The sequence below is a fragment of the Xanthomonas sp. NCPPB 3218 genome (assembly GCF_056725185.1).
The window spans coordinates 1,482,307-1,505,632 of the sequence record NZ_CM161516.1 but is presented as its reverse complement, the minus strand read 5'-3'; the positions used below and the strand labels follow the sequence as shown (position 1 = coordinate 1,505,632).

The window sequence follows — 23,326 nt, the reverse complement described above, 5'->3', positions numbered from 1 at the left end:
CGCGCCGCAATGCCGGGAGCCATGACCGGCTCCCGGCACAGTCAGTCGCCTGCGCCTGCGTGCGCAAGCGACAGGCAGTGGTCACACCCGCCCGGCCCACCGCCGCTAGGTCGCGCGACTGGACCGCTGGCGGGCGGGTTCAGGCATCCGTGCTCCCTGCATCCGGCGCACGCGGAAAGTAGCGGCTGAGCTTTTCTTCCCACGCCTGGAACTGCTCAAGCGTGTAGGCATCCATCGGCCGTGGATCGGCGGCGACCGCCTTTTTCTGCGCCACATACGCGATGCGCTGGGACGACAGCTCGTCCCACGCCTTGCGCAGCATCACCGGATCGGGATGCGAGACCATCATCGCCTCCAGCAGCGTGGCCTGCGCCACGCGTGCGGCCAGCAGGTCGCTGAGCGCCTCGGTCACGGCCTGCATCCACTCTTGCTGTTTCTGTTCCATACCCAACCGGTCGCTTGTCCCATGCGCCGCGCACCATAGCGCGCCATCCGGAACGGCGGTGTGCAAGCACGGTTCAAGATTCAGGTCACCGCGTGATGCGAACACATGATTGCTCTCTCCATCGCTTCGCCTGACCCATCTCATGCCGGCAACACTGCATCACCGCAACGATGTGCTCCCGCGCGGCGCGTGGCGGCGCGGGAGCGCAAGCCTCATCGCAAGCGCGAGAACGCACCGATACCCGCGATCGCCAACCGATCGGCGGGCACCGCCGTCTCCGCGAACGACAGCCGCAGGTAGCGGATCTGGCGGACCTCGGGGAAATTCAGGCGCTGGGTCGAGAGCGCATAGGCGATATTGGACAGCTCGCCGGCGCCAGCCGGCTGCCAGTGCTGCCCATCTTCGCTGGTTTCAGCGCGATAGCCTTTAGGCGGCGCCGCACCGTTCATCACCGTGCGCGAGGGCGTGAGGCTGAAGCCGGCAACCTGACGCAGCGCACCAAGGTCGATGGTCGCCTGTACGGGATGGCCCTGCGTGGGAGCGGGCGTGATCCAGATCGTGCTGGCATCGTCGTCGAGCAACGCGTCCGCCCCCGGCGCGCTGGCCTCGACGATTCGCCAGCCGGCGGTGGACAGCACGTCTGGTGCGTTCGCGGTCGGCCGCGCGACCGGCACTGGCGCAACGGCGCGGAACAGCGCGAATTCGCTAATCGCCGGGCACACCGGCGCCTCCAGCACGACCAGGCGCACCCGGCGTGCGGCGATCGGGCGGTCCAGCCGCACGATGCGCTGTGCACCGATGCACTGCGCTTCGGCCAGCCGCCGCCATTGCCCATCGACCTCGGCTTCGACCGCGAAGCGGGTGACGCGCACGCCCAGCGGCAGATACTCGCGCAGCCGGATCAGATCGAAGCTGTGCACCGCCGACAACTCCAGCGTCAGCGTCGGCGTGGTGACCTCGTTCGGCGTGGACCAGTAGCTGTCCGGCTGGCGGTCGAGGACGCGCGCCGGCTCGAACCCGGGGCCGCGCGATGCGCTGGCACTGGCCCTGGCACCCTTGGCCAGATCGATGGCGAAGCTGGCGCGGATCGCGTCGCCAAAACTCTGCAGCACCGCCACATCGTGGTCGGGGATGCGGCCGCGTCGATCGGGCGGAAGATTGAGGTTCATGTTGGTGCCGCGCGCGACCGAGGTGTCGAAATAGCGCACCAGGTTCTCCGGGCTGCGCACCTTGCCGTCTTCATCGGCATGGTAGAACCAGCCAGGGCGGATCGAGGTGTTGGTTTCGGCCGGCCACCACAGCGCCCCACCGCGCACGCCGGAATTGCCGTTTTCCTGGGTATACGGGGCATTGGGCATGGTTGGCCAGCTCGGATCGCCGGCGATACCGTCCTCGTTGCCGCCCCAGCGGATATCGGCGCCGAGCGGATCGAAGGTGCAGGCCATCGGCTGGTGCCGATGCACCAGCTCGATCATCCGTGGCCAGTTGTAGTAAGCGGGCGCATCGATCTTGCGCGACTCGCGCGCTCCACCGTAGTAGCCGTCGCCGCCATTGGCGCCGTCGAACCAGAACTCGAACAGGTCGCCATAGCCTGTGCAGAGTTCGACGATCTGCTTGCGGAAATAGTCGAGATAGCCGGGACGCCCATACTCGGCATGATTGCGATCCCAGGGGGACAGGTAGATGCCGAACGCCAGGCCAGCGCGTCGACACGCCGCTGCCATCTCGCCGACGATGTCACCCTTGCCATTCTTGTAGGGCGAGTTCCGGATGCAATGCTCGGTCAGGCGCGTCGGCCAAAGACAAAACCCATCGTGATGCTTGGCCGTGAAAATGAGCCCTTTCAGATTGCCGGCCTTGGCAGCAGCAACAATCTGATCGGCTGAAAAATCGCTGGGATCGAATCTGCGCGGATCCTCGTCGCCGTAGCCCCATTCCTTGTCGGTGAAGGTGTTCATCGCAAAATGCACGAAAGCGTATTGCTCCCACCGATGCCAGCGCAGCTGTCGCGCGCTGGGCACCGCACCCCACGGCGCGGGGCTGCTGGCGCGTGATGTTTGCGCGATGCGGGCTGCCGAGGCACTGAAGCTGGCGGCGGCCACCACACCCGTGGCAAGAAAGGTACGACGATCGATCATTAGCGCCTCCGACTTTGCACAAGTTTCGATCTTAGCTTTTCCCAAGGCGAAAGAGTCCCAAAACAACAGGCGGTTCGTGCAATGCGCCGCTCGCACGCGAGCCTTTGCGCGGCGAGCGCCGAACAGCGTGCCAAGCAAGCCGGGCATGCGTCGTTTGACGGCTGATGGCCGCGCCGCACGCTGCGTTGTGGGTGCTCGCATGGCTGCATCTTGCGTACGCGAAGCGCATTCCGCGAACAGAACGGACAATGGCTGACCGACGACAACCAACAAGGACCGCACGACAGCGTCGGCGTGCCAACACCTGCCAAGTTTTGGCATCAACATTGACCGTAGAGGTCTCATCTTGGCTGGTACTGACTTGCGGCAAGTCCACAGGTCATGATGTAGCGGCACGTGCCCGAGCTGACCGAGCCACACGCTCAGGGATCAGGCCGCCCAGCCGGCAGCCGTGCGCACTAGCGACGCTGTCGCAGATTCATCCGCGACAGCGCCGGTATGCGTTGAGCGATCCGGCAATGGACGTTTGAAGGCCCCGGCGCAACGGCCAATCGCCCACCGGGACCCAGGGCCGGCACGCTCTCGACCGCCAGCGCAAGGATTTGTCGGTGGGTGGGCTTAAACTTGCGTCCGCGCCGACGTGAGGCGGCTCCTGGATCCGTCGCAACATCCTGTGCCATTCCAACGCTTCGTCCGTTTCGTCGCAACATCGATTGATCTCGTTTGGAGGGTCGTCGCAACAGCCTCGCAACAAATCACCGTTACTCGCCGCTGGCGACCCTGATTGACCGCCACATCCCGGAAGAACATTTCTTGCAAAGCACTGATACAAAAGAAAAAACCAAGAACGCCAACGGGGCTGTAGAGCACACCCCGCTGATGAAGCAATTCTTCGCCGCCAAGTCGGACTACCCCGACCTGCTGCTGTTCTTCCGCATGGGCGATTTCTACGAGCTGTTCTACGACGATGCGCGCAAGGCTGCGCGGCTGCTCGACATCACCCTGACCCAGCGCGGCAGCTCCGGCGGTGCGCCGATCCCGATGGCCGGCGTGCCGGTGCATGCCTACGAGGGCTATCTGGCGCGGCTGGTGGCGTTGGGCGAGTCGGTGGCGATCTGCGAGCAGATCGGCGACCCGGCGCTGGCCAAGGGCCTGGTCGAGCGCAAGGTGGTGCGCATCGTCACCCCGGGGACGGTCACCGACGAGGCGCTGCTGGACGAGCGCCGCGACACCTTGCTGATGGCGATCTCGCGCAGCAAGCAAGGCTACGGCCTGGCCTGGGCCGATCTGGCCGGCGGGCGCTTTCTGGTCAATGAAGTAGACAGCGTGGACGCGCTTGAAGCGGAAATCGCACGCCTGGAACCGGCCGAGCTGCTGGTGCCCGACGAAGACAACTGGCCGGAGTTCCTGCGTGGCCGCGTCGGCGTGCGGCGGCGGCCACCGTGGTTGTTCGACGCCGACAGCGGCCGGCGCCAGCTGCTGGCCTTCTTCAAGTTGCACGACCTGTCCGGCTTCGGCATCGACGACAAGCCCTGCGCTACGGCCGCCGCTGGCGCGCTGCTGGGCTATGTCGAGGAAACCCAGAAACAGCGGCTGCCGCATCTGACCTCCATCGCGATGGAAGTGGCCAGCGAGGCGATCTCGATGAACGCGGCCACGCGCCGGCATCTGGAGCTGGACACGCGCGTCGATGGCGACACCCGCAACACCTTGCTCGGGGTGCTGGATAGCACGGTCACGCCGATGGGCGGGCGCCTGCTGCGGCGTTGGCTGCACCGCCCGCTGCGCCTGCGCGAGGTGCTGGTGCAGCGCCACCACGCGGTCGGCACGCTGATCGACAGCGGCGCCGATGCCGACGTGCGCGAGGCCTTCCGCGCGCTGGGCGATCTGGAACGCATCCTCACCCGCGTGGCGCTGCGCTCGGCGCGCCCGCGCGATTTTTCCACCTTGCGCGATGGCCTGGCGCTGTTGCCGAAGGTGCGCGCGATCCTCGCACCGCTGGATTCGCCGCGCCTGCAGACGCTGCATGCCGAACTCGGCGAGCACGATGCCACCGCGCATCTGTTGATCAGCGCGGTGGCGGAACAACCGCCGCTCAAGCTCAGCGACGGTGGCGTGATCGCCACCGGCTACGACGCCGATCTGGATGAGTTGCGCCGGCTGTCCACCAATGCCGATCAATTCCTGATCGACCTGGAACAGCGCGAACGCGCCAGCAGCGGCATCGCCACGCTCAAGGTCGGCTACAACCGCGTGCATGGCTATTACATCGAGATCAGCAAGGGCCAGGCCGAGAAGGCTCCGCTGCACTACAGCCGCCGGCAGACGCTGACCAACGCCGAGCGCTACATCACCGAAGAACTCAAGAGCTTCGAGGACAAGGTGCTGTCGGCGCGCGAGCGCTCGTTGTCGCGCGAAAAACTGCTGTACGAAGGCCTGCTCGATGCACTCGGCAGCGAGCTGGAAGGTCTCAAGCGTTGCGCGAGTGCATTGAGCGAACTGGATGTGCTGGCCGCCTTCGCCGAGCGCGCGCAGGCGCTGGACTGGGCGCAGCCGGAACTGGACAGTGCCCCCTGCCTGCGTATCGAACGCGGCCGCCACCCGGTGGTGGAAGCGGTGCGCGACCAGCCGTTCGAACCCAACGATCTGGAGCTGCATGCCGACCGCCGCATGCTGGTCATCACCGGCCCGAACATGGGCGGTAAATCGACCTACATGCGCCAGAACGCCCTGATCGTGCTGCTGGCGCACATCGGCAGCTATGTGCCGGCCAGCCGCGCGGTGATCGGGCCGATCGACCGCATCCTCACCCGCATCGGCGCGGGCGACGATCTGGCGCGCGGGCAGTCAACCTTCATGGTGGAAATGGCCGAAACCAGCTACATCCTGCATCACGCCACGCCGCAATCGCTGGTGCTGATGGACGAGATCGGCCGCGGCACCTCCACCTACGATGGCCTGGCGCTGGCCGATGCCGTCGCTCGCCACCTGGCGCATACCAATCGCTGCTACACGCTGTTCGCCACGCATTACTTCGAGCTCACCGCGCTGGCCGACGAGTCGCATGCCGGCGGTGCCAGCGGCATCGCCAACGTGCATCTGGACGCGGTCGAACACGGCGAGCGCCTGGTGTTCATGCATGCGGTCAAGGACGGCCCGGCCAATCGCAGCTTCGGCCTGCAGGTGGCCGCGCTCGCCGGCTTGCCCAAGGCCGCCGTGACCCAGGCGCGTCATCGCCTGGCCGAACTGGAACAGCGCGGCGGCGAAAGCCATGTCGCACAGATGGCGCCGGCCGCATTGGACGCCCCGCAACAGTTCGGCCTGTTCACCGCGCCCTCGTCCGCTGCGCAGGAAGCGCTGCAGGCGCTGGACCCGGACGAACTCACGCCCAAGCAGGCGCTGGAAGCCTTGTATCGGTTGAAGGCGTTGCTTTGAGGGCGGGGATTGGGGAGTCGGGATTTGGGATTCGTAATAGCGCAGCTTGCTGCGCTTACGGATCTGTTACGGCGACAAGGTTGGTTGGTCGTTTGAATGCTGGTTTTTAGGTTCGTCACGGTGTAGCTGCATGACTGATGCTTGCGGGGCCTGATAATCCATTGCTGTTGCAGGTTTGCGTGGTTGCTTGAATGCTGCGCTGCGATAACGCTGCATCGCGCGGTGACGTGCAGCGCGCGGATTGCTCTGCTGCCGCGACGGGCGCACGCTGCGGCAACGTTTTGTCCAACCGGAGACACCCATGACCACGTCCGCCTCGTTGACCGATCAACTCGCCGCGCAGTTGCAAGGCCCGCAGTTGCAGCAGCTCGCCAGCCGGCTCGGCATTGCGCCCGAGCAGGCGCAATCGGCGGTGCAGACCGCGCTGCCGCTGTTGATGGGCGCCCTGGGCCGTAACAGCCAGCAGGCCGGCGGCACCGATGCGTTGCTGGGTGCCTTGCAGCGCGATCATGCCAGCAGCCCGGACATCGGCAGCCTGCTCGGTGCGCTGCTCGGCGGCTCGGCCAGCGGTGCGCAAGGCAATGGTGCCGGCATCGTGGGGCATCTGTTCGGCGACAGGGCGCCGCAGGCTGCCGCCGGTCTGGGCCAGGCCACCGGCCTGGAAACCGGCAAGGCCAATCAACTGCTGCAGTTGCTGGCTCCCATCGTGATGGCCTATCTGGCTAAGCGCTTCCTCGGCGGCAATGCCGCTGCCAGCAGCCAGCTCGGCCCGGCCCTGGCGCAGGAACAGCAGCGCGCCAGCAGCACCGGGGTCAACGGCTTGCTGGGCAGCGTGCTGGATCAGGACGGCGACGGAAAGCTTGGACTGGGCGATGTCATGAAGCTCGGCGGCAGCCTGTTCGGCAAGCGCTGAGATCGCAGGCAAAGGTCGGTTCGGCACCGGCGTGCCATCCATAGCGTCTCGCTATCGATATGGTTGAATAATTCGAATTCCCCAACCGATCGATGCTGCTTATCGTGTGCGCACGCCACCACGATGAGTCCGCCTGATGCGTCTGTCTGCCAGTCACAGTCTTCATATCGACCTATACCGGCGCCTGCAGGCAGGCGCTAGCATCGGCACACCCGGCGACCATTCTCGATAACCCCACGGCCGCATCTGCGCCTTCGATCGATGACCACCGCTGACGCATTGCCCACCTTTTTGATTCCACCAGCACGTGTCCGCAGTTTCGACACACAGCTCCCCAAGTGCTCACGCACACAGGTATTGCCATGACAACCGAAGCAAAGTGCCCTTTCAATCACGTCGTCGTCGGTACCGGAACCACCAACCGCGATTGGTGGCCCAAGCAGTTGCGCGTGGACCTGCTCAGCCAGCATTCGAGCAAGTCCAACCCGCTGGGCCAGACCTTCAATTATGCCGAGGCGTTCAAGCGCATCGATCTGGCCGCACTCAAGCAAGAACTGCGCGCGCTGATGACCGACTCGCAGGACTGGTGGCCGGCCGACTTCGGCCATTACGGGCCGCTGTTCGTGCGCATGGCCTGGCATAGCGCCGGCACCTACCGCATCGGCGACGGGCGTGGCGGCGGCGGTCGCGGCCAGCAGCGCTTCGCACCGCTCAATAGCTGGCCGGACAATGTCAGCCTGGACAAGGCGCGCCGCCTGCTGTGGCCGATCAAGCAGAAGTACGGTCAGGCGATCTCCTGGGCCGACCTGATGATCCTCACCGGCAACGTCGCGCTGGAAAGCATGGGCTTCAAGACCTTCGGCTTTGCCGGTGGCCGCGAAGACACCTGGGAACCGGATCAGGACCTGTACTGGGGCCGCGAAACCAAGTGGCTGGGTGGCGACGAGCGCTACTCGCGCGGTTCGCCCGGCGTGGACGAAGCGCACGGCGTGCTGGTGAAGGACGACGACAGCGAAGTGCCGCACACCCGCGATTTGGAGAACCCGCTGGCCGCCGTGCAGATGGGCCTGATCTACGTCAATCCGGAAGGCCCGGACGGCAAGCCCGACCCGGTCGCCGCCGCGCGCGACATCCGCGACACCTTCGCACGCATGGCGATGAACGACGAAGAGACCGTGGCGCTGATCGCCGGCGGCCACACTTTCGGCAAGACCCACGGCGCCGGCCCGGCCGACAACGTTGGTGCCGAGCCGGAAGCCGGCGAGCTGGAGAGCCAGGGCCTGGGCTGGCACAACCGCTACGGCAGCGGCAAGGGTGCCGACACCATCACCAGCGGCCTCGAAGTCACCTGGACCACCACCCCGGCGCAGTGGAGCAACGACTTCTTCGACCATCTGTTCAAGTTCGAGTGGGAACTGAGCAAGAGCCCGGCCGGCGCGCACCAGTGGGTGGCCAAGAATGCCGACGCCATCATTCCCGACGCGCACGATGCAGCGAAGAAGCATCGGCCGACCATGCTGACCACCGATCTGGCGCTGCGTTTCGACCCGGCCTATGAGGCCATCTCGCGTCGCTTCCACCAACACCCCGACCAGTTCGCCGACGCGTTCGCCCGGGCCTGGTTCAAGCTCACCCACCGCGACATGGGCCCGCGCTCGCGTTACCTGGGGACCGAGGTGCCGAGCGAAGAACTGCTGTGGCAGGACCCGGTGCCGGCCGTCGACCACCCGCTGGTCGATGCGCAGGACGCCGCCGCCCTCAAGCAGACCATCCTCGATTCCGGCCTGAGCGTGGCGCAGCTGGTGTCCACCGCGTGGGCATCGGCATCGACCTTCCGCGGCTCGGACAAGCGTGGCGGCGCCAACGGCGCACGCATCCGTCTGGCACCGCAGAAGGATTGGCAGGCCAACCAGCCCGCGCAGCTTGCACAGGTGCTGGGCACGCTGGAGCGCATCCGGGCCGACTTCAACGGCGCGCAGGCGGGCGGCAAGCAGATCTCGCTGGCCGACCTGATCGTGCTGGCCGGTAATGCCGCGGTCGAACATGCCGCACAGGCCGCTGGTCACAGCGTCACCGTGCCGTTCGCACCCGGCCGCACCGATGCCTCGCAGGAGCAGACCGATGTCGAATCGTTCGCGGTGCTGGAACCGGTGGCCGATGGCTTCCGCAACTACGCCAAGCAGCGCTATGCGGTGCCCGCTGAGGCGCTGTTGATCGACAAGGCACAGCTGCTGACGCTGACCGCGCCCGAGTTGACCGTGCTGGTCGGCGGCCTGCGCGTGCTCGGCGCCAATGTCGGCGACTCCAGCCATGGCGTGTTCACCACCCGCCCCGGCGTGCTGAGCAACGACTTCTTCGCCAACCTGCTCGACATGCGCACCGAGTGGAAAGCCACCTCCGAATCGAAGGAGGTCTACGAAGGCCGCGACCGCAGCACCGGTGAAGCCAAATGGACCGGCACGCGCGTGGATCTGGTGTTCGGCTCCAACTCGATCCTGCGTGCGGTGGCCGAGGTCTATGCCAGTGCCGACGCACAGGAGAAGTTCGTCCAGGACTTCGTCGCCGCCTGGACCAAGGTGATGCAGCTGGATCGTTTCGATCTGGCGTGAGTGGCAAGGCGCACGCCATCGTGCGTGCGCTTCCAACTCTCTGTTGAACTGCACGCAAGAGACCGACTCGGCACGGAAGACGTCGGTGGAGCGGCGGGTCTGCGGCTTGGCTGCAAGGCCCTTGCCCGCCCACCATCGCGGGACACGCCGCAAGTACGTTCTTGTAGGCTGTTACGCGGCATCCATGCCGCGTAAGGTCCCGCGACGGTGAGCGGGCAAGGACCCGTCGAGATGGTCGGTGTGCCTGGTTGAGAGCAGAGCATCACGAACGGCGCTTCCCCCGCGATGGAGAAGCGCCGTTTTTATTGATTGAACAACATGACGGATGCCAAGGCGTTTCTTGTTTCCGTCAGTCGATTCGCAGCGAATAGCCCGCGCAGTGCTACAACGCGTCGATATCGCCCAGCGCGTTGATCAGCCGGCGTGCGCGCTTGTCCGGCTTGCCCTCGGGTGCGCGATAGCCGGTACGTTCGGCGGCGCGCTGCAGCCGCCATTGCGCCCGCGCCTCGCGTGAGGCATCGCTTTCCACGTACAGCGTCTGTGCGACCGGAGCCGGGCCGCGCACATCGCTCAGCGCGGCAACGGTGACTTCGAAGATTTCGCCGCCACGGTCGATGCGCAACTGCTCGCCGCTGCGCAGCGTGCGCGAGGGCTTGGGCCGCTGGCCGGCGACGTCCACCTTGCCGTTGTCCACCGCCGTCTTGGCCAGGCTGCGCGTCTTGAAGAAGCGCGCCGCCCACAGCCAGACATCCAGCCTGACCGTCGTCGCTTGTTCCACCAGTTGAGTCATCGCGTTGTGCTTGCCGTCGATCCAATGGGCTGCGGGCCGCTGCCGTGATCGCCACTGTATCGGCGCGTCGCAACGGGCTGCGTTGAGCGGGAAATATCTGGGCAAGCCCGCTGTAACTCAAGCGTCGCCGCCGTCCAAGTACAGCCTTCCTTCCACACGCTGGCTGACTCATACAGACTGGTCCGCACAGCGTGCTCCGTGTCATCGGCCTGGCGGCTTCACGCTCCTGCGGCGGTTAGTACTTGCCTGGCGACAGCACGCCTCACACCTGCCAATGCTAGTGTTCGCAGCTTCCGCACCACGGCGCGCCTGCGATGCCCAAATCCGCTGTCCTGACCGAAGGCCCGATCGGCAAGAATCTGCTGCTGTTTGCGATGCCGATCCTTGCCGGGAACATCGCGCAATCGCTCAATGGCTCGATCAACGCGATCTGGGTGGGCCGCTACCTCGGCGAGGCGGCGCTGACTGCGGCGGCCAATGCCAACAGCATCATGTTCTTCCTGATCGGCTCGGTGTTCGGCATCGGCATGGCTTCGACCATCCTGATCGGCCAGGCGATGGGCGCGCGCGACATCGCGCAGGCGCGCAAGGTCATGGGCACCAGTGCCAGTTTCTTCGGCGGGCTGTCGGCACTGATCGCGGTGCTGGGCTGGTTTCTGGCCCCGCATCTGTTGACCGCCATGGGCACGCCACCCGCATCGCAGACACTGGCCGAGGAGTACCTGCGGGTGATCTTCCTGGCGATGCCGCTGATCTATGTGTTTGCGTTTCTGTCGGCGGCACTGCGCGGTACCGGCGATGCCCGCACGCCGTTCCGCTTCTTGCTGGTGTCGGTGGTGCTGGACATCGTGTTCAACCCGCTGCTGATCTTCGGCCTGGGCCCGTTCCCGGCGCTGGGCATCGCCGGCGCGGCCTGGGCCACGTTGCTGGCGCAGGCGGTGGCACTGGGCGGTTTGCTGCTGTATCTGCGCAGCAAACGCCATGTGCTGTGGCTGGGCCGCGCCGATCTGCACCTGTTCCGCATCGCGCCGACCATCCTGCGCGCGCTCATCGTCAAAGGCGTGCCGATGGGCCTGCAGATGGTGCTGATTTCGCTGGCCATGATCGCGATGATGACGCTGGTCAACGGCTTCGGTACCGACACCGCAGCCGCCTACGGCGCCGCGTTGCAGCTGTGGACCTATGTGCAGATGCCGGCGATGGCGCTGGGCGCGGCGTGTTCGACGATGGCCGCGCAGAACGTGGGCGCGGGATTGTGGACACGCGTGGATGCGACCGCACGCACCGGCATCGCGGCCAACTTCCTGATGACCGGCGTGCTGATCGGGCTGCTGATCGTGTTCGATCGCTGGACGCTGGCGCTGTTCCTGCCGACCGACAGCCCGACACTGGAGGTCGCGCGGCATCTCAACCACATCGGAATCTGGTCGTTCCTGCTGTTCGGCGTGAGCTTTGTGGTTTCCGGCGTGGTGCGGGCCACCGGTGCGGTGATCCCGCCGCTGCTGATCCTGGCATTCGGTCTGTGGGGCGTGCGCGTGCCGCTGGCAAACGCCTTGATTCCGCATCTGGGAGCCGATGGCATCTGGTGGAGTCTTCCGATCAGTTCGCTGTGTTCGATGCTGCTGTCGCTGGCGTATTACCGCTGGGGCGGCTGGCGCAAGGCACGCATGCTGACCACGCCGGCAGATCCTGCCGAACTGGCCGCCGCCGCAGAAGTGCCGGCACATCCGGCCTCGCCGGTCGCCGATACCGCGCCGATCGCAGGCGCGCCACAGCCCCGCCGGCACTGACATCGGCTGGCACCAGGCGGCACGCTGCCACACCGGCCGACATCACGCGAAAGCAGGAGCCAGACGCTGTATTGAAATGATCAAGACAGCGCGCAGGGATTTCTTGAGTGATCGGCCCAGCCGACCGACGCCACCGCTCGCCGAGTGGCGACGAAAGACATTCCGCCCCACTGCGCAGCAGCCGCGCTCATGTGTAAACCGATGAGCATCGCGTACGCACAACCGGCGAATCCCCAATCCCGATTCCCCAATCCCCACAACGCAAACGGCCGCCCGAAGGCGGCCGTCTGGCAACAGCAGGACCAGCCTGCCAGTGACTTACTCAGCCTTGGCAGCAGCCTGGCGAGCGGCCTTAGCCTGTGCAGCGGCGGCCAGATCTTCCTTGATGCGGGCAGCCTTGCCTTCCAGACCACGCAGGTAGTACAGCTTGCCGGCGCGCACCTTACCGCGACGCTTCACTTCGACCGAGTCGATGATGGCGCTGTGGGTCTGGAACACGCGCTCGACGCCGAAGCCGTGCGAGATCTTGCGCACGGTGAACGCGGAGTTCAGGCCGGCGTTCTTGGTACCGATCACGACGCCCTCATAGGCCTGCACGCGCTCGCGGTTGCCTTCCTTCACCTTGACGTTCACCACGACGGTGTCGCCCTGGTTGAACTCGGGAAGCTTGCGCTGAATCTGGGCGGCTTCGAAGTCAGCCAGGATGGTCTTGTTGAGTTTGCTCATGATGGGCACCGCGTGTCTGGTGATATTGGACCGGCAGTCGCCGCACGGCGATTGCTCGAGGTTCGTAGGAGGGCCAGACGCAAGGCTGGCCAGCAAGCCGCATATTGTACCCCAATCGATAATGCAAGAGCTAGGGGTGGAGCCCTTATTTCTCGTCGCCCGGGGCGAGTTCGCGGCGAAACTCGTCCAGCAGACGGCGATCGTTCTTGTCCAACCCGGCTTCATCGAGCAAGTCCGGGCGACGCAACCAGGTCCGGCCCAGCGACTGCTGCCGACGCCAGCGCGCAATTGCAGCGTGATTGCCCGAGCGCAATACCTCCGGCACATCGCCCCAGTCATGGGTCGATGGATGGCTGTAGTGCGGGCAGTCGAGCAGGCCTTGCGGGCCTTCGAAACTGTCCTGGGCTGCGGATTCGGCGTCGTTCAACACACCCTCCTGCAACCGCGTCACCACATCCACCAGCACCGCCGCGCCAAGCTCGCCACCGGACAACACGTAGTCGCCGATGGAGATTTCCATATCCACCGCCTGCGCCAGAAAGCGCTCGTCCACGCCTTCGTAGCGCCCGCACAGCAACACCATGCGTGGCAACTGCGCCAGCTCGCGAGCGAGCGGCTGGGTGAGCGGCCGCCCCTGCGGGCTGAGATAGATCACCGGCGCCGGACGCGCGTCTGCCGCTTGCACCGCGTCCAGGCAGGCCCGCAACGGCTCGATCAACATCACCATGCCGGGCCCGCCACCGAACGGACGATCGTCCACCCGGCGGTAATTGCCCTGCGCATGCTCGCGCGGATTCCAGCCCTGCAATTCCAGCAAGCCACGCTCCTGCGCCCGCCCGACCACACCGAACGCCGCGCATTGCGCGATGAACTCGGGGAACAGGCTGATGACGTCGATGCGCACTGGGGAATCGGAAGTGGGAATGGGGAAAGCAATAGCGGAGCGGCGCGATGCGCCATTCCGGTCAGAAATCCGGATCCCAGTCCACCACGATCAGGTTGGCTTCGAAGTCGACCGACTTGACGAAATCCGGCAGCACGAACGGCACCAGCCGCTCACGATCGCCGCGCACCACCATCACGTCGTTGGAGCCGGTGGAAAACAGGTGCGACACCGTGCCGAGCTTGACGCCTTCGACGGTTTCCACCTGCAGCTCTTCCAGATCTACCCAATAATACTCATCGGGCTTGGGCGGCGGCAGCACGCTGCGCGCGACGTAAATCTCGGTTCCGTGCATGGCCTCGACGGTGTCGCGGTCGGTGACGTCGGGGAATACCGCAATCAGATTCTTGCCCTGATCGCGCCCACGTACGCCGCTCACGACCGATTCCTGCCCCGAGGGCGTCCGCACGACCCACGGCTGATACCGGAAGATCGCACTGCGCGGCTCGGTCCAGGATTCGAGCTTGAGCTCGCCCTTGACACCAAAAGCGCCGACAATCCTGCCTAACAGGATGCGGCGCTCGGTCGGCTTCATCTGCGTCGACTCTGGGCCAGGCGCTGGCGCCCGGCCCTCCAGGATCAGGCCGCAGCGGCCTGGGACTTGGATGCTTCGCGATACAGGTTGCGCACCTTGTCGGTCAGCTGAGCGCCCTGGCCGACCCAATGGTCGACGCGAGCAACGTCCAGCACGACGCGCGGTTCTGCGCCCTGCGCAACCGGGTTGTAGTAACCCAGACGCTCGATGTTGCGGCCGTCGCGCGCGCTGCGCACGTCGGTCACGATGATGTGGTAGAACGGACGCTTCTTGGCGCCGCCGCGGGTCAGTCGAATCTTGACCATGGTGTCGTTTTCCTGAGTTGCCCAGTCGCCAGAGTGGCGCGGTAAGCCGGCGATTATAGCGGGCTCCGGCGGCGAAGCCAAGTCACCCCGGAATCGTTCAGATCCCCTGCCAGGCCTGGGTCTGCAGGGCCTGCTCCAGCAATGGCAGCTGCGCGGCCTGCGCCGGCCACGCCGCCGCGCCGGCTTGCACGATCGCCTGCTGGCCGCGCGCGTTGCAGCTGAAGGCGCCATCGAAGCCGCCCAGCTCGCTCAGCACGACCGGGCGAAACTCCTGCTGGATACCGAGCGTCTGCAGGCCGGCCTGCAGCAGACGCTGCTGGGTGCCGGGCAGCGCCGGCCCTTGCGGCCACACCACCCTGCCCTGCTGCCACACGCCCAGATTCCAGAAGGCGCCCTCCAGCAGATGCGCCTGCGCGTCGATCAGCAATGCGTCGTCGTAACCGGCCGCCATGGCCTGGCGACGCAGATGCAGCAGCGCGAAGGTGCCGACATGCTTGTGCCGGGGTTGCTCGCGCACATGACGGACCGGCTGCACGCGCAACGCGGTAGCTGGCATCCGGGCTGCGGGCGCGATGGAGATCAGCACATCGAGCGCAAGCTGGCGCAATGGATCGCGCAGGTCGAAATCCTGCGCAAACACGGTGATGCGCACGCTGGCGTCTTCGCAGTTCGCAGCCGACAACGCAGCGCGCAACTGGGCGCGCAGGGATGCCTCATCGATCGATGCACCGAACAGGGCAGCACCGTCGTATTGCAGCCGCTGCAGATGCAGGTCCAGCCCGCGTACCGCACCGCCGCGCACCTGCAGGGTGGTGAAGTGGCCGTAATTGACCAATGCGGCCGCGCCCAACTGCTGCGCTGTCGCCACTGCGCCGTTGCAGAAGATCAGCGGCACAACAGCGCCTGTGCTTCAGCCCACCACTGGGTTAGCAATTGCGCGGCAGGCTGGGCAGGTGCCATCCAGGCCGATTGCCCGGCCCAGGCCTGCATGGCATCCAGGCGGTTGTCGCGCGCGGCGGCCTGACGCATCGGTGCGGTCAGCGCGCGCTGCACCGGATACGGCGCCGGCACTGGCGCCTCGGCGGCAATGGCAGCACGCACATAGGGCGTGGCGAGCGCACGCCCCAGCCGGCCGGAAAATGCACGGGTCGGCTGGGTCTGTTCCGGCTCGGCCTGGGCCAGGGCGTCGGCCCAGGCACTGGGCAGCGCCGCCTCGGGCGTGCGCAGCAGGCCGGTACCGATCTGCACGGCGCTCGCGCCCAGCGTCAGCGCCGCGGCAATGCCGCGCGCATCGGCGATGCCGCCTGCAGCGATCACCGGAAGATCCAGGTGATCAACCAATCGTGGCAACAAGGCGAACAACCCGGTCATCTGCCGCTCGGCGCGAGCGGCGTCGAATGCACCGCGATGCCCACCGGCCTCGGCGCCCTGCGCAACCACCGCATCGGCACCTGCCGCCTGGGCCGCACGCGCTTCGTCCAGCGTGGTGGCGCAGGCAAACCAGGCGATGCCGGCGCTTTTCAGCCGCGCAACCTGATCGGGCCGAAACACGCCCATGATCGATGAGGCGACGGCGGGCCGTGCGGCGAGCAAGGCGTCGAACTGGGCATCGAAGTCGGCCGGTGTTGCGTCGCCCGCATCCTCGGGAACCGGCGGCCCCCACTGCGACACAAACGCACGCACGCGCGCCTCTGCCGCGGCGTCGCGCACAGGGGCCGGATCGGGAATCCACAGATTGACCTGGGCAGGCCCGGCGCTCGCGCCGCGAAACGCCGCCATCCACGCCACGATGTCCTGCGGTTGCGACAGCACCGCACCCATCGCGCCCATGCCGCCGGCCTCGGCAACCGCCGCCGACAACGGCACCGGGCAGGCGCCGGCCATGGGGCTGAGCAGGATGGGAAGGCCTAAACCAAAACGCTGCTGGAAGGCGTCGATCTGCGAAAACGAACCCATCGTGCGCGGCCTGAAGTGATGACGCGTCATGCGCGAGTTCAACGCCACGCGTGCCTGTCGAAGGACTTACCGCGCGCGTCGCCGATTGAAACTCAACGGAACGGCATGCCGCCGCGGCCGCCCATGGCGCCCATCATGCCCTTCATGTTGCGCATCAGGCCCTTCATGCCACCGCCGGCCAGCTTGCCCATCATCTTTTCCATCTGCTGATACTGCTTCATCAGCTTGTTGACGTCGGCCGGCTGCATGCCCGAGCCGCGGGCGATGCGGGCGCGGCGCGAGCCGTTGAGCAGGGCCGGGTTGCGGCGCTCCTTCTTGGTCATCGAATTGATGATCGCGATCATGCGCGGCACTTCCTTGCCGGTGACCTGCTGCTTGACGTTGTCCGGGATCTGGCCCATGCCCGGCAGCTTATCCATCAGCCCATGGATGCCGCCCATGTTCTGCATCTGCTCAAGCTGTTCCTTCATGTCGTTGAGGTCGAACTTCTTGCCCTTGGCGACCTTGGCGGCAAGCTTGGCGGCCTTTTCCTGGTCGACGCTGTGCTCGACCTGTTCCACCAGCGACAGCACATCGCCCATGTCCAGGATGCGGCTGGCGACGCGGTCGGGATGGAACACGTCCAGGCCGTCGGTCTTTTCGCCGGTACCGACGAACTTGATCGGCTTGCCGGTGATGTAGCGCACGCTCAGCGCGGCGCCGCCACGGGCGTCGCCGTCGGTCTTGGTCAGCACCACGCCGGTCAGCGGCAGCGCCTCACCGAAGGCCTTGGCGGTGTTGGCCGCGTCCTGGCCGGTCATCGCATCGACCACGAACAGGGTTTCGGTCGGGTTGACCGCGGCGTGCAGCGCCTTGATCTCCTCCATCATCGCCGCATCGATGGCCAGGCGGCCGGCGGTATCGACCAGCAGCACGTCGGCGAACGACTTGCGCGCATCGCTGATGGCGGCGCGCACGATGTCGACCGGCTTCTGCGAGGCGTCGGACGGGAAGAACAACACGCCGACCTGCTCGGCCAGGGTCTTGAGCTGCTCGATCGCGGCCGGACGGTAGACGTCGGCCGAGACCACCATGACCTTCTTCTTGCGCTTTTCCTTCAGGTGCTTGGCGAGCTTGCCGACCGTGGTGGTCTTGCCCGCGCCCTGCAGGCCGGCCATCAGGATGATCGCCGGCGCCGGCACGTTGAGGTTGAGGTCGGTGGCGGCCGCGCCCATCACGGCGGTCAGCTCGTCGCGAACGATCTTGATCAGCGCCTGGCCCGGGGTCAGCGACTTGAGCACTTCCTGACCGACCGCGCGCACCTTGATGCGCTCGATCAGCGCCTGCACCACCGGCAGCGCCACGTCGGCTTCGAGCAACGCGATGCGCACTTCACGGGTGGCTTCGCGGATGTTCTCCTCGGTCAGGCGGCCGCGGCCGCGCAGGCGCTCCATGGTGCCGGAGAGACGTTGGGTAAGGGACTCGAACATGCGCAAGGGACCGCGTGAGGGGAAACGGGCGTCGATTATAGCGGCACCGGCCAGCCGGCCGCCCCGGCGGCCGCCAGCGCCCGACCGGCAAAGCCAGATCAGCGAGCAGCCTCACCAACGCGCACGGCCAACCAGCGCAGCAGCGCCAGGACAGGAACGGCAACTGCGGTGCCAGCAGGTAGCCCCTGCCCGCTCGCGCTCCGCCCCCAGCACGCCAGCCCACCTCCAGCCCCGCAGCTCGCAACTGCTCTCCCGATTCCCGATTCCCGATTCCCGATTCCCGATTCCCGAATCCCGAATCCCGAATCCCGATTCCCGATTCCCGATTCCCGATTCCCATCCCCCAATATGCGAAACTTCCACGATGACAATCGTTCTCATCGCGTTCGCCTTGTATCTGCTGGCCACGGCACTGCTCACCCGCTCGGTGCTGCGCGATGGCAACCAGGCGCCTGCCCGTTGGCTGATCCCGGCACTGGCGGCCGTGGCGCTGCACGCCGGGTACCACGTGCTAGTGGCGCTGCGCACCGCCGGCGGGCCGGACATGCACTTCTTCGCGGCGCTATCGCTGTGCGGCCTGGGCATGGCCGCGCTGACGGCGGTGTTCGGCGCGCGCGGGCGCATGGCGGCGGTGGGCGTGGTGGTGTTCCCGCTGTCGGCAATCCTGCTGGCCTGCTATCACGCTTACGGCCACGAACCGAGCTCGGACCTGGGCTGGCGGCTGGAACTGCACGCGTGGATGGCGCTGCTGGCCTACGCCACGTTGGGCATCGCCGCGTTGCTGGCGATCATGCTGTGGCTGCAGGAGCGCGCCCTGCGCCGGCGCGACTTCCATACCTGGCTGCGCGCGCTGCCGCCGTTGACCGAGCTGGAGACGCTGCTGTTCCGCACGATCACCGTCGGCTTCGTGCTGTTGAGCCTGACCCTGCTGACCGGCCTGCTGTTCGTGCAGGACTTCCTGGCGCAGCGGCTACTGCACAAGACCGTACTCAGCATCCTGTCGTGGATCGTGTTCGGTGCGCTGCTGATCGGGCGCTGGCGCAACGGCTGGCGCGGCACCAAAGCGGTGCACTGGACGCTGACCGCGATGGCGCTGCTGGTGTTGTCGTTCTTCGGCAGCAAGTTCGTGATCGAACTGGTGCTGGGGCCGCGCTGATCGCGTTGGCTGCAGGCCCGTCCCGGCCCCGCCGTCGCTGCAACACCCGTACTCAGGCGTCCAGCGCAGCGCTCACCGCCGCCCACGGCTGATCCGGCCCCGGGCTGGCGAAGTGATAGGCGATGCGGCGGCGGTAGACCTGCCCGGGCCGCAGGATCGTCGACGGGAAGTTGGGGTGGTTGGGCGCATCCGGGTAGTCCTGCGGCTCCAGGCAGACGCCGCGGCCGAGTCCGGGATGGTGGTCGTCCAGATGCTGGCCTTCGTAGAGTTGCACCGCCGGTGCGTCGCTGCTGATGCGCAGCGCCACGCCACTGTGCGGCGAGTACAACTCGGCAACGCAATCGGCCCCGGCGGCCAGCACCAGGCATTGGTCGTAGCCCTTGCCGAGCACCACCTGCGGATGTGACGGATCGCTTTTGTCGGCCAACGCGGCAGCATGGCGGAAATCGAACGGCGTGCCGGCGACCGAGGCGATTTCGCCGGTCGGGATCGATTCGGCATCCACCGGCAGATAGCGATCGGCCGGCACCCGCAGCACCTGCAGCGCGGCGCGCCGATGCGGGTCGCCGGATAAATTGAAGTACGGGTGATGGGTGAGGTTCAACGCGGTGGCGGCATCGCAGTGCGCCTCGAAGTCCAGCTGCAGGCTGCGTCCGCGCAATTGCAGCCGCGCCCGCACCTGCAGATTGCCGGGATAGCCTTCTTCGCCATCGGGCGAGTCGTAACCGAGCAGTACCTGATCCGGTGCCTGCTCCAGCACGCTCCACACGCGCCGACCGAAGCCGCGCAGGCCGCCGTGCAACTGGTTGCGCCCTTCGTTGGCCGCCAGCGTGTGGGTGACCCCATCCAGCGTGTAGCGCGCGCCGGCGATGCGGTTGCCGAAGCGGCCGACCAGGATATTGAGGCTGTCGCCATCGGCGGCGTAGGCCGGCAGATCCGGCAACGCCAGCAGCAGCGGCACCACCCCATGCTCGGTGGTCAGCCGCAGCGCATGCAGGATGCCGCCGTAGGTGAGCACCTCCGCCTCCAGCCCGGCAGTGCTGCGCAGCGTGAGCGCGTGGACTTCGACACCGTCTGGCAACTGCCCGAACACTCGCTGCATGGATCGTCCTGCCGATACTGGAAGCTGGCGAGCATAGCGGGGGAGCGCGGTCGCCGACCATGCCCCGGCGCACATCCTGGCGTGCGATGCGGTGGCGATGTCGGCGAGACCCGCGCCAGCCCTGGCTGATTGATTGCGATGCAGCGACAACCTGCCATTGCAGGCACTAGGCTAGCGACGCGCCCGCCCCGCAGCGGCGTGTGACCACCTCGATCGATCAGCACAGGAGCGCCAAGCCGATGCAGTGGATTTCCCCCGCTTTGCGAATCTCACCGGGACGGCTGTTGCAGGCTATCGTTGGCGCGGCCTTGCTCGCCAGCGCGCTCGCCGCCCCTGCGGCCGAGGTCAAGGTGACCGGCACGCTGCGCGTGGACCAGCCCGGTGCGCAGGTGTCGCGGCAGCTGTTCGGTCAGTTCGCCGAGCATCTGGGCACCGGCATCTACGGCGGGGTGTGGGTCGGCGAGGACTCGGCAATTCCCAATACGCGCGGCTATCGCAACGATGTGCTGGCCGCGTTGAAGGCGATTGCAGTGCCCAACATCCGCTGGCCCGGCGGCTGTTTTGCCGACGAATACCATTGGCGTGATGGCGTCGGTGCGCCGGCCAAGCGCCCGGTCAGTGTCAACACGCACTGGGGCGGCGTGGAAGAGTCCAACCGCTTCGGCACGCACGAGTTCATGGACTTCACCGAGCTGCTCGGCACCCAGGCCTATATCGCAGGCAACGTGGGCAACGCGGCGCCGGACGAGATCGCGCAGTGGGCGGAATACATGACGGCGCCGACCCGCTCGAGCCTGGCCAACGAGCGCCGCGCCAATGGCCGCGACGCATCGTGGCAGGTGCCCTACTTCGGCGTGGGCAACGAGCTGTGGGGCTGCGGCGGCAACATGCGCGTGGAGTACGCGGCCGACGTCTATCGACGCTACCAGACCTTCGTCAAGGCGCCGGCCAATCAGAAGATCCTCAAGATCGCGCCCGGCCCCAACAACGACGATTACCACTGGACCGAGGTGATGATGCGCGAGGCCGGCACGCTGATGGACGGCCTGAGCCTGCACTACTACACCGTGCCAGGTGGCTGGCCACCGCGCGCCTCCTCCACCGACTTCGACGAAGCCGCCTGGATCGACACGCTGTCGCGCACGCTGGTGATGGACGAGCTGATCCGCAAACACAGCGCGATCATGGACCGCTACGACCCGGGCAGGAAGGTCGCGCTGGTGGTGGACGAATGGGGCACCTGGTACGCCGGGCTGCCGGATGCGAACCCGGGCTTCCTGCATCAACAGAACACGCTGCGCGATGCACTGGTGGCGTCGTTGAACATCGACATCTTCAGCGCATATGCCGAACGCGTGCGCATGGCCAATATCGCGCAGATGGTCAATGTGCTGCAGGCGATGATCCTCACCGACGGCGACAGGATGGTGCTGACGCCCACCTACCATGTGTTCGCGCTGTACAAGCCCTACCAGGATGCCACCCAGCTGCCGTTGCGCCTGCAGACACCCGAGTATCGCCACGGCGATGTCCACGTGCCCGCAGTGCACGGCTCGGCGGTCAAGGCCAGGGATGGACACGTCTATATCGCCCTGACCAATCTGGATGCGACGTCGGCCGCGAGCGTCAGTGTGCAGGTGGATGGCCTGACGGCGCGCGGGGTGACCGGACAGATTCTGACCGGGCCGGCGATCACTGCGCACAACACTTTTGCCCAGCCACATGCGGTGGAACCCAAGGCGTTCAAGGGAGCACGCATGCAAGGCAACGCAGTGACTGTCTCGCTGCCGGCGCGCTCGATTGTGATGCTCAAGCTGGAGTGAGCGATGGCGACGGCGGCATCAACTGCCGCCTTAGTCGTTGGTCGAGAACGACGACTGCGCAAACTGCGTCTTCAGCGTCGTTCGCTCTCAAGCAACCCGGCATGCATCAGGCATCAGCACGTCACGCCCGCGTGCGCCCTGTCGAACAGCGCACGGACCAGGCGCGCTCAAGATGTCAGATGCTGGCTACACCCCGGTCGCTGCATGAGCCGGCGCCGGCGCGGGCTCGGCAGTACGCCATTGCACCGGCAGGCGTTCGAGCACGTGTTCCATGAAGGCGCGCACCTTCGGGGTGAAGTCGCGGCGGTCGGCGACGCAGAGGTAGATCCGCAGCGGCTCCGGTAATGCCTGGGCTGTGCTGCCGAGATCGGAGACAAACAGCGGCTGCAGCTCGCCGCGCTGCAGGTAAGGCTGCACGACATAGGCGGCCAGGCGCGCGATGCCGCCGCCGGCCGCGGCCATGGTGGCGAGCGCATCGATATCGTCGCTGACCATCGCCTTGCCCAGTTCCGGCTGGAAGCGCACGCCATTGCGCACGAAATTCCACGGCAGGCAGCGCCCGTCGACCGGGTAACGCAGCAGCAGGCAATCGTGATACTTCAAGTCGTCCGCACCCTGCGGCGTCCCGCAACGCGCCAGATACTCGGGCGCTGCGCAGACCACCAGCGGTACCTGAGCGATGCAGCGTGCGACCAGACCGTCTTCCAGCTGCGCTTCGATGCGCAGGCTGACATCCACGCTTTCCTGCGCGTGCTGCACCGCCCGGTCGGTGCACAGCAGCTCGATCTCCAGCTGCGGGTACTGCTGACGCAGGGCCGGCAGCATCGGGGCGAGCACGTGCCGTGCGAAGGCCGCGGTGCTGGCCACCCGCAAGCGCCCCGCCGGCGCCTGCTGCGGCCCGGCCACTGATTGGCGCGCGCGCTCCAGGTCGCGCTCCAGCTGCCGCACCTGCTCGAAGTACAGCGTGCCGCGCTCGGTCAGCGCCAAGCTGCGCGTGGTCCGGTGCAGCAGACGCACGCCCAGGTGCTGCTCCAGACGCGCGATGTTCTGGCTGACCGCAGCCGCACTGATCCCCAGCAACTTGGCGCCTCCGGCAATGCTGCCGGCATCGACAGTACTGACAAAGCTACGGATGGACTGAAGAATGTTCATTGGTCAGGCGAGTATTACCAAAGGATTCGTAAGTCTTTC

Annotated in this window: 18 protein-coding genes; 6 read left to right on the top strand and 12 right to left on the bottom strand. The window is 66.4% G+C overall.

Annotation, left to right across the window (positions count from 1 at the left end; translation table 11 throughout):
- Positions 1–139: 139 nt before the first annotated feature.
- On the bottom strand, positions 140–445 hold the full coding sequence (locus AC1PLS_RS06525; RefSeq protein WP_016903192.1) for a hypothetical protein: 306 nt from the start codon (positions 443–445) through the stop codon (positions 140–142).
- Between the two features lie 212 nt (positions 446–657).
- Complete coding sequence (locus AC1PLS_RS06520) at positions 658–2,583, bottom strand: alpha-L-fucosidase (protein ID WP_102256848.1); 1,926 nt, start codon at positions 2,581–2,583, stop codon at positions 658–660.
- 879 nt (positions 2,584–3,462) lie between these two features.
- Here AC1PLS_RS06520 and mutS point away from each other — a divergent pair.
- The 3 genes from mutS (at position 3,463) to katG (ending at position 9,540) form a co-directional block, all read left to right on the top strand.
- Positions 3,463–6,018 carry a DNA mismatch repair protein MutS gene (gene mutS, locus AC1PLS_RS06515; protein ID WP_326520793.1) on the top strand — a complete coding sequence of 852 codons (2,556 nt, stop codon included), beginning with the start codon at positions 3,463–3,465 and terminating at the stop codon, positions 6,016–6,018.
- Positions 6,019–6,319: 301 nt separating this feature from the next.
- The gene (locus AC1PLS_RS06510) at positions 6,320–6,931 is read left to right on the top strand and encodes a DUF937 domain-containing protein (RefSeq protein ID WP_016903195.1); all 612 of its coding nucleotides are present in this window, start codon (positions 6,320–6,322) and stop codon (positions 6,929–6,931) included.
- A 362-nt stretch (positions 6,932–7,293) separates the two neighbouring features.
- Positions 7,294–9,540 carry a catalase/peroxidase HPI gene (gene katG, locus AC1PLS_RS06505; RefSeq protein ID WP_184431791.1) on the top strand — a complete coding sequence of 749 codons (2,247 nt, stop codon included), beginning with the start codon at positions 7,294–7,296 and terminating at the stop codon, positions 9,538–9,540.
- Positions 9,541–9,922: 382 nt separating this feature from the next.
- On the opposite strand, the gene AC1PLS_RS06500 is transcribed toward katG, so the two are convergent.
- The gene (locus AC1PLS_RS06500; RefSeq protein ID WP_039528472.1) at positions 9,923–10,330 is read right to left on the bottom strand and encodes an RNA-binding S4 domain-containing protein; all 408 of its coding nucleotides are present in this window, start codon (positions 10,328–10,330) and stop codon (positions 9,923–9,925) included.
- A 314-nt stretch (positions 10,331–10,644) separates the two neighbouring features.
- Between AC1PLS_RS06500 and AC1PLS_RS06495 the strand changes: the two genes are divergently transcribed.
- Complete coding sequence (locus tag AC1PLS_RS06495; protein ID WP_039810029.1) at positions 10,645–12,120, top strand: MATE family efflux transporter; 1,476 nt, start codon at positions 10,645–10,647, stop codon at positions 12,118–12,120.
- A gap of 318 nt (positions 12,121–12,438) precedes the next feature.
- Here AC1PLS_RS06495 and rplS read toward each other — a convergent pair whose 3' ends face one another.
- From rplS to ffh, 7 genes are all read right to left on the bottom strand, one after another.
- Complete coding sequence (rplS, locus tag AC1PLS_RS06490) at positions 12,439–12,846, bottom strand: 50S ribosomal protein L19 (protein ID WP_005989873.1); 408 nt, start codon at positions 12,844–12,846, stop codon at positions 12,439–12,441.
- A 145-nt stretch (positions 12,847–12,991) separates the two neighbouring features.
- Positions 12,992–13,750 carry a tRNA (guanosine(37)-N1)-methyltransferase TrmD gene (trmD, locus tag AC1PLS_RS06485; RefSeq protein WP_039520068.1) on the bottom strand — a complete coding sequence of 253 codons (759 nt, stop codon included), beginning with the start codon at positions 13,748–13,750 and terminating at the stop codon, positions 12,992–12,994.
- A gap of 61 nt (positions 13,751–13,811) precedes the next feature.
- Positions 13,812–14,324, bottom strand: coding sequence for a ribosome maturation factor RimM (gene rimM, locus AC1PLS_RS06480; RefSeq protein ID WP_167762893.1), 513 nt, complete (start codon positions 14,322–14,324; stop codon positions 13,812–13,814).
- A 44-nt stretch (positions 14,325–14,368) separates the two neighbouring features.
- A complete protein-coding gene (rpsP, locus tag AC1PLS_RS06475) occupies positions 14,369–14,629 on the bottom strand; it encodes a 30S ribosomal protein S16 (RefSeq protein WP_011036396.1) in 261 nt (86 codons plus the stop codon).
- Between the two features lie 97 nt (positions 14,630–14,726).
- Entirely contained in the window at positions 14,727–15,524 is a 798-nt protein-coding gene (locus tag AC1PLS_RS06470; RefSeq protein ID WP_184431793.1) for an aminotransferase class IV family protein, read from the bottom strand.
- The gene (locus AC1PLS_RS06465; RefSeq protein WP_184431795.1) at positions 15,515–16,585 is read right to left on the bottom strand and encodes an NAD(P)H-dependent flavin oxidoreductase; all 1,071 of its coding nucleotides are present in this window, start codon (positions 16,583–16,585) and stop codon (positions 15,515–15,517) included. Before AC1PLS_RS06465 ends, AC1PLS_RS06470 begins: the two co-directional genes overlap by 10 nt.
- A 92-nt stretch (positions 16,586–16,677) precedes the next feature.
- Positions 16,678–18,054 carry a signal recognition particle protein gene (ffh, locus tag AC1PLS_RS06460; protein WP_016901489.1) on the bottom strand — a complete coding sequence of 459 codons (1,377 nt, stop codon included), beginning with the start codon at positions 18,052–18,054 and terminating at the stop codon, positions 16,678–16,680.
- A 364-nt stretch (positions 18,055–18,418) separates the two neighbouring features.
- Here ffh and AC1PLS_RS06455 point away from each other — a divergent pair, with 364 nt between their 5' ends.
- Positions 18,419–19,210 (top strand): cytochrome C assembly family protein, encoded by a 792-nt coding sequence (locus AC1PLS_RS06455; protein ID WP_016901491.1) that lies wholly within the window; start codon positions 18,419–18,421, stop codon positions 19,208–19,210.
- 52 nt (positions 19,211–19,262) lie between these two features.
- Here AC1PLS_RS06455 and AC1PLS_RS06450 read toward each other — a convergent pair whose 3' ends face one another.
- A complete protein-coding gene (locus tag AC1PLS_RS06450) occupies positions 19,263–20,312 on the bottom strand; it encodes an aldose epimerase family protein (RefSeq protein ID WP_184516568.1) in 1,050 nt (349 codons plus the stop codon).
- 239 nt (positions 20,313–20,551) lie between these two features.
- On the opposite strand from AC1PLS_RS06450, the gene AC1PLS_RS06445 reads away from it, so the two are divergent.
- On the top strand, positions 20,552–22,135 hold the full coding sequence (locus AC1PLS_RS06445) for an alpha-N-arabinofuranosidase (protein WP_184379811.1): 1,584 nt from the start codon (positions 20,552–20,554) through the stop codon (positions 22,133–22,135).
- A gap of 186 nt (positions 22,136–22,321) precedes the next feature.
- Here AC1PLS_RS06445 and AC1PLS_RS06440 read toward each other — a convergent pair whose 3' ends face one another.
- Positions 22,322–23,287, bottom strand: coding sequence for a LysR family transcriptional regulator (locus AC1PLS_RS06440; RefSeq protein ID WP_024938068.1), 966 nt, complete (start codon positions 23,285–23,287; stop codon positions 22,322–22,324).
- Positions 23,288–23,326 lie beyond the last annotated feature (39 nt).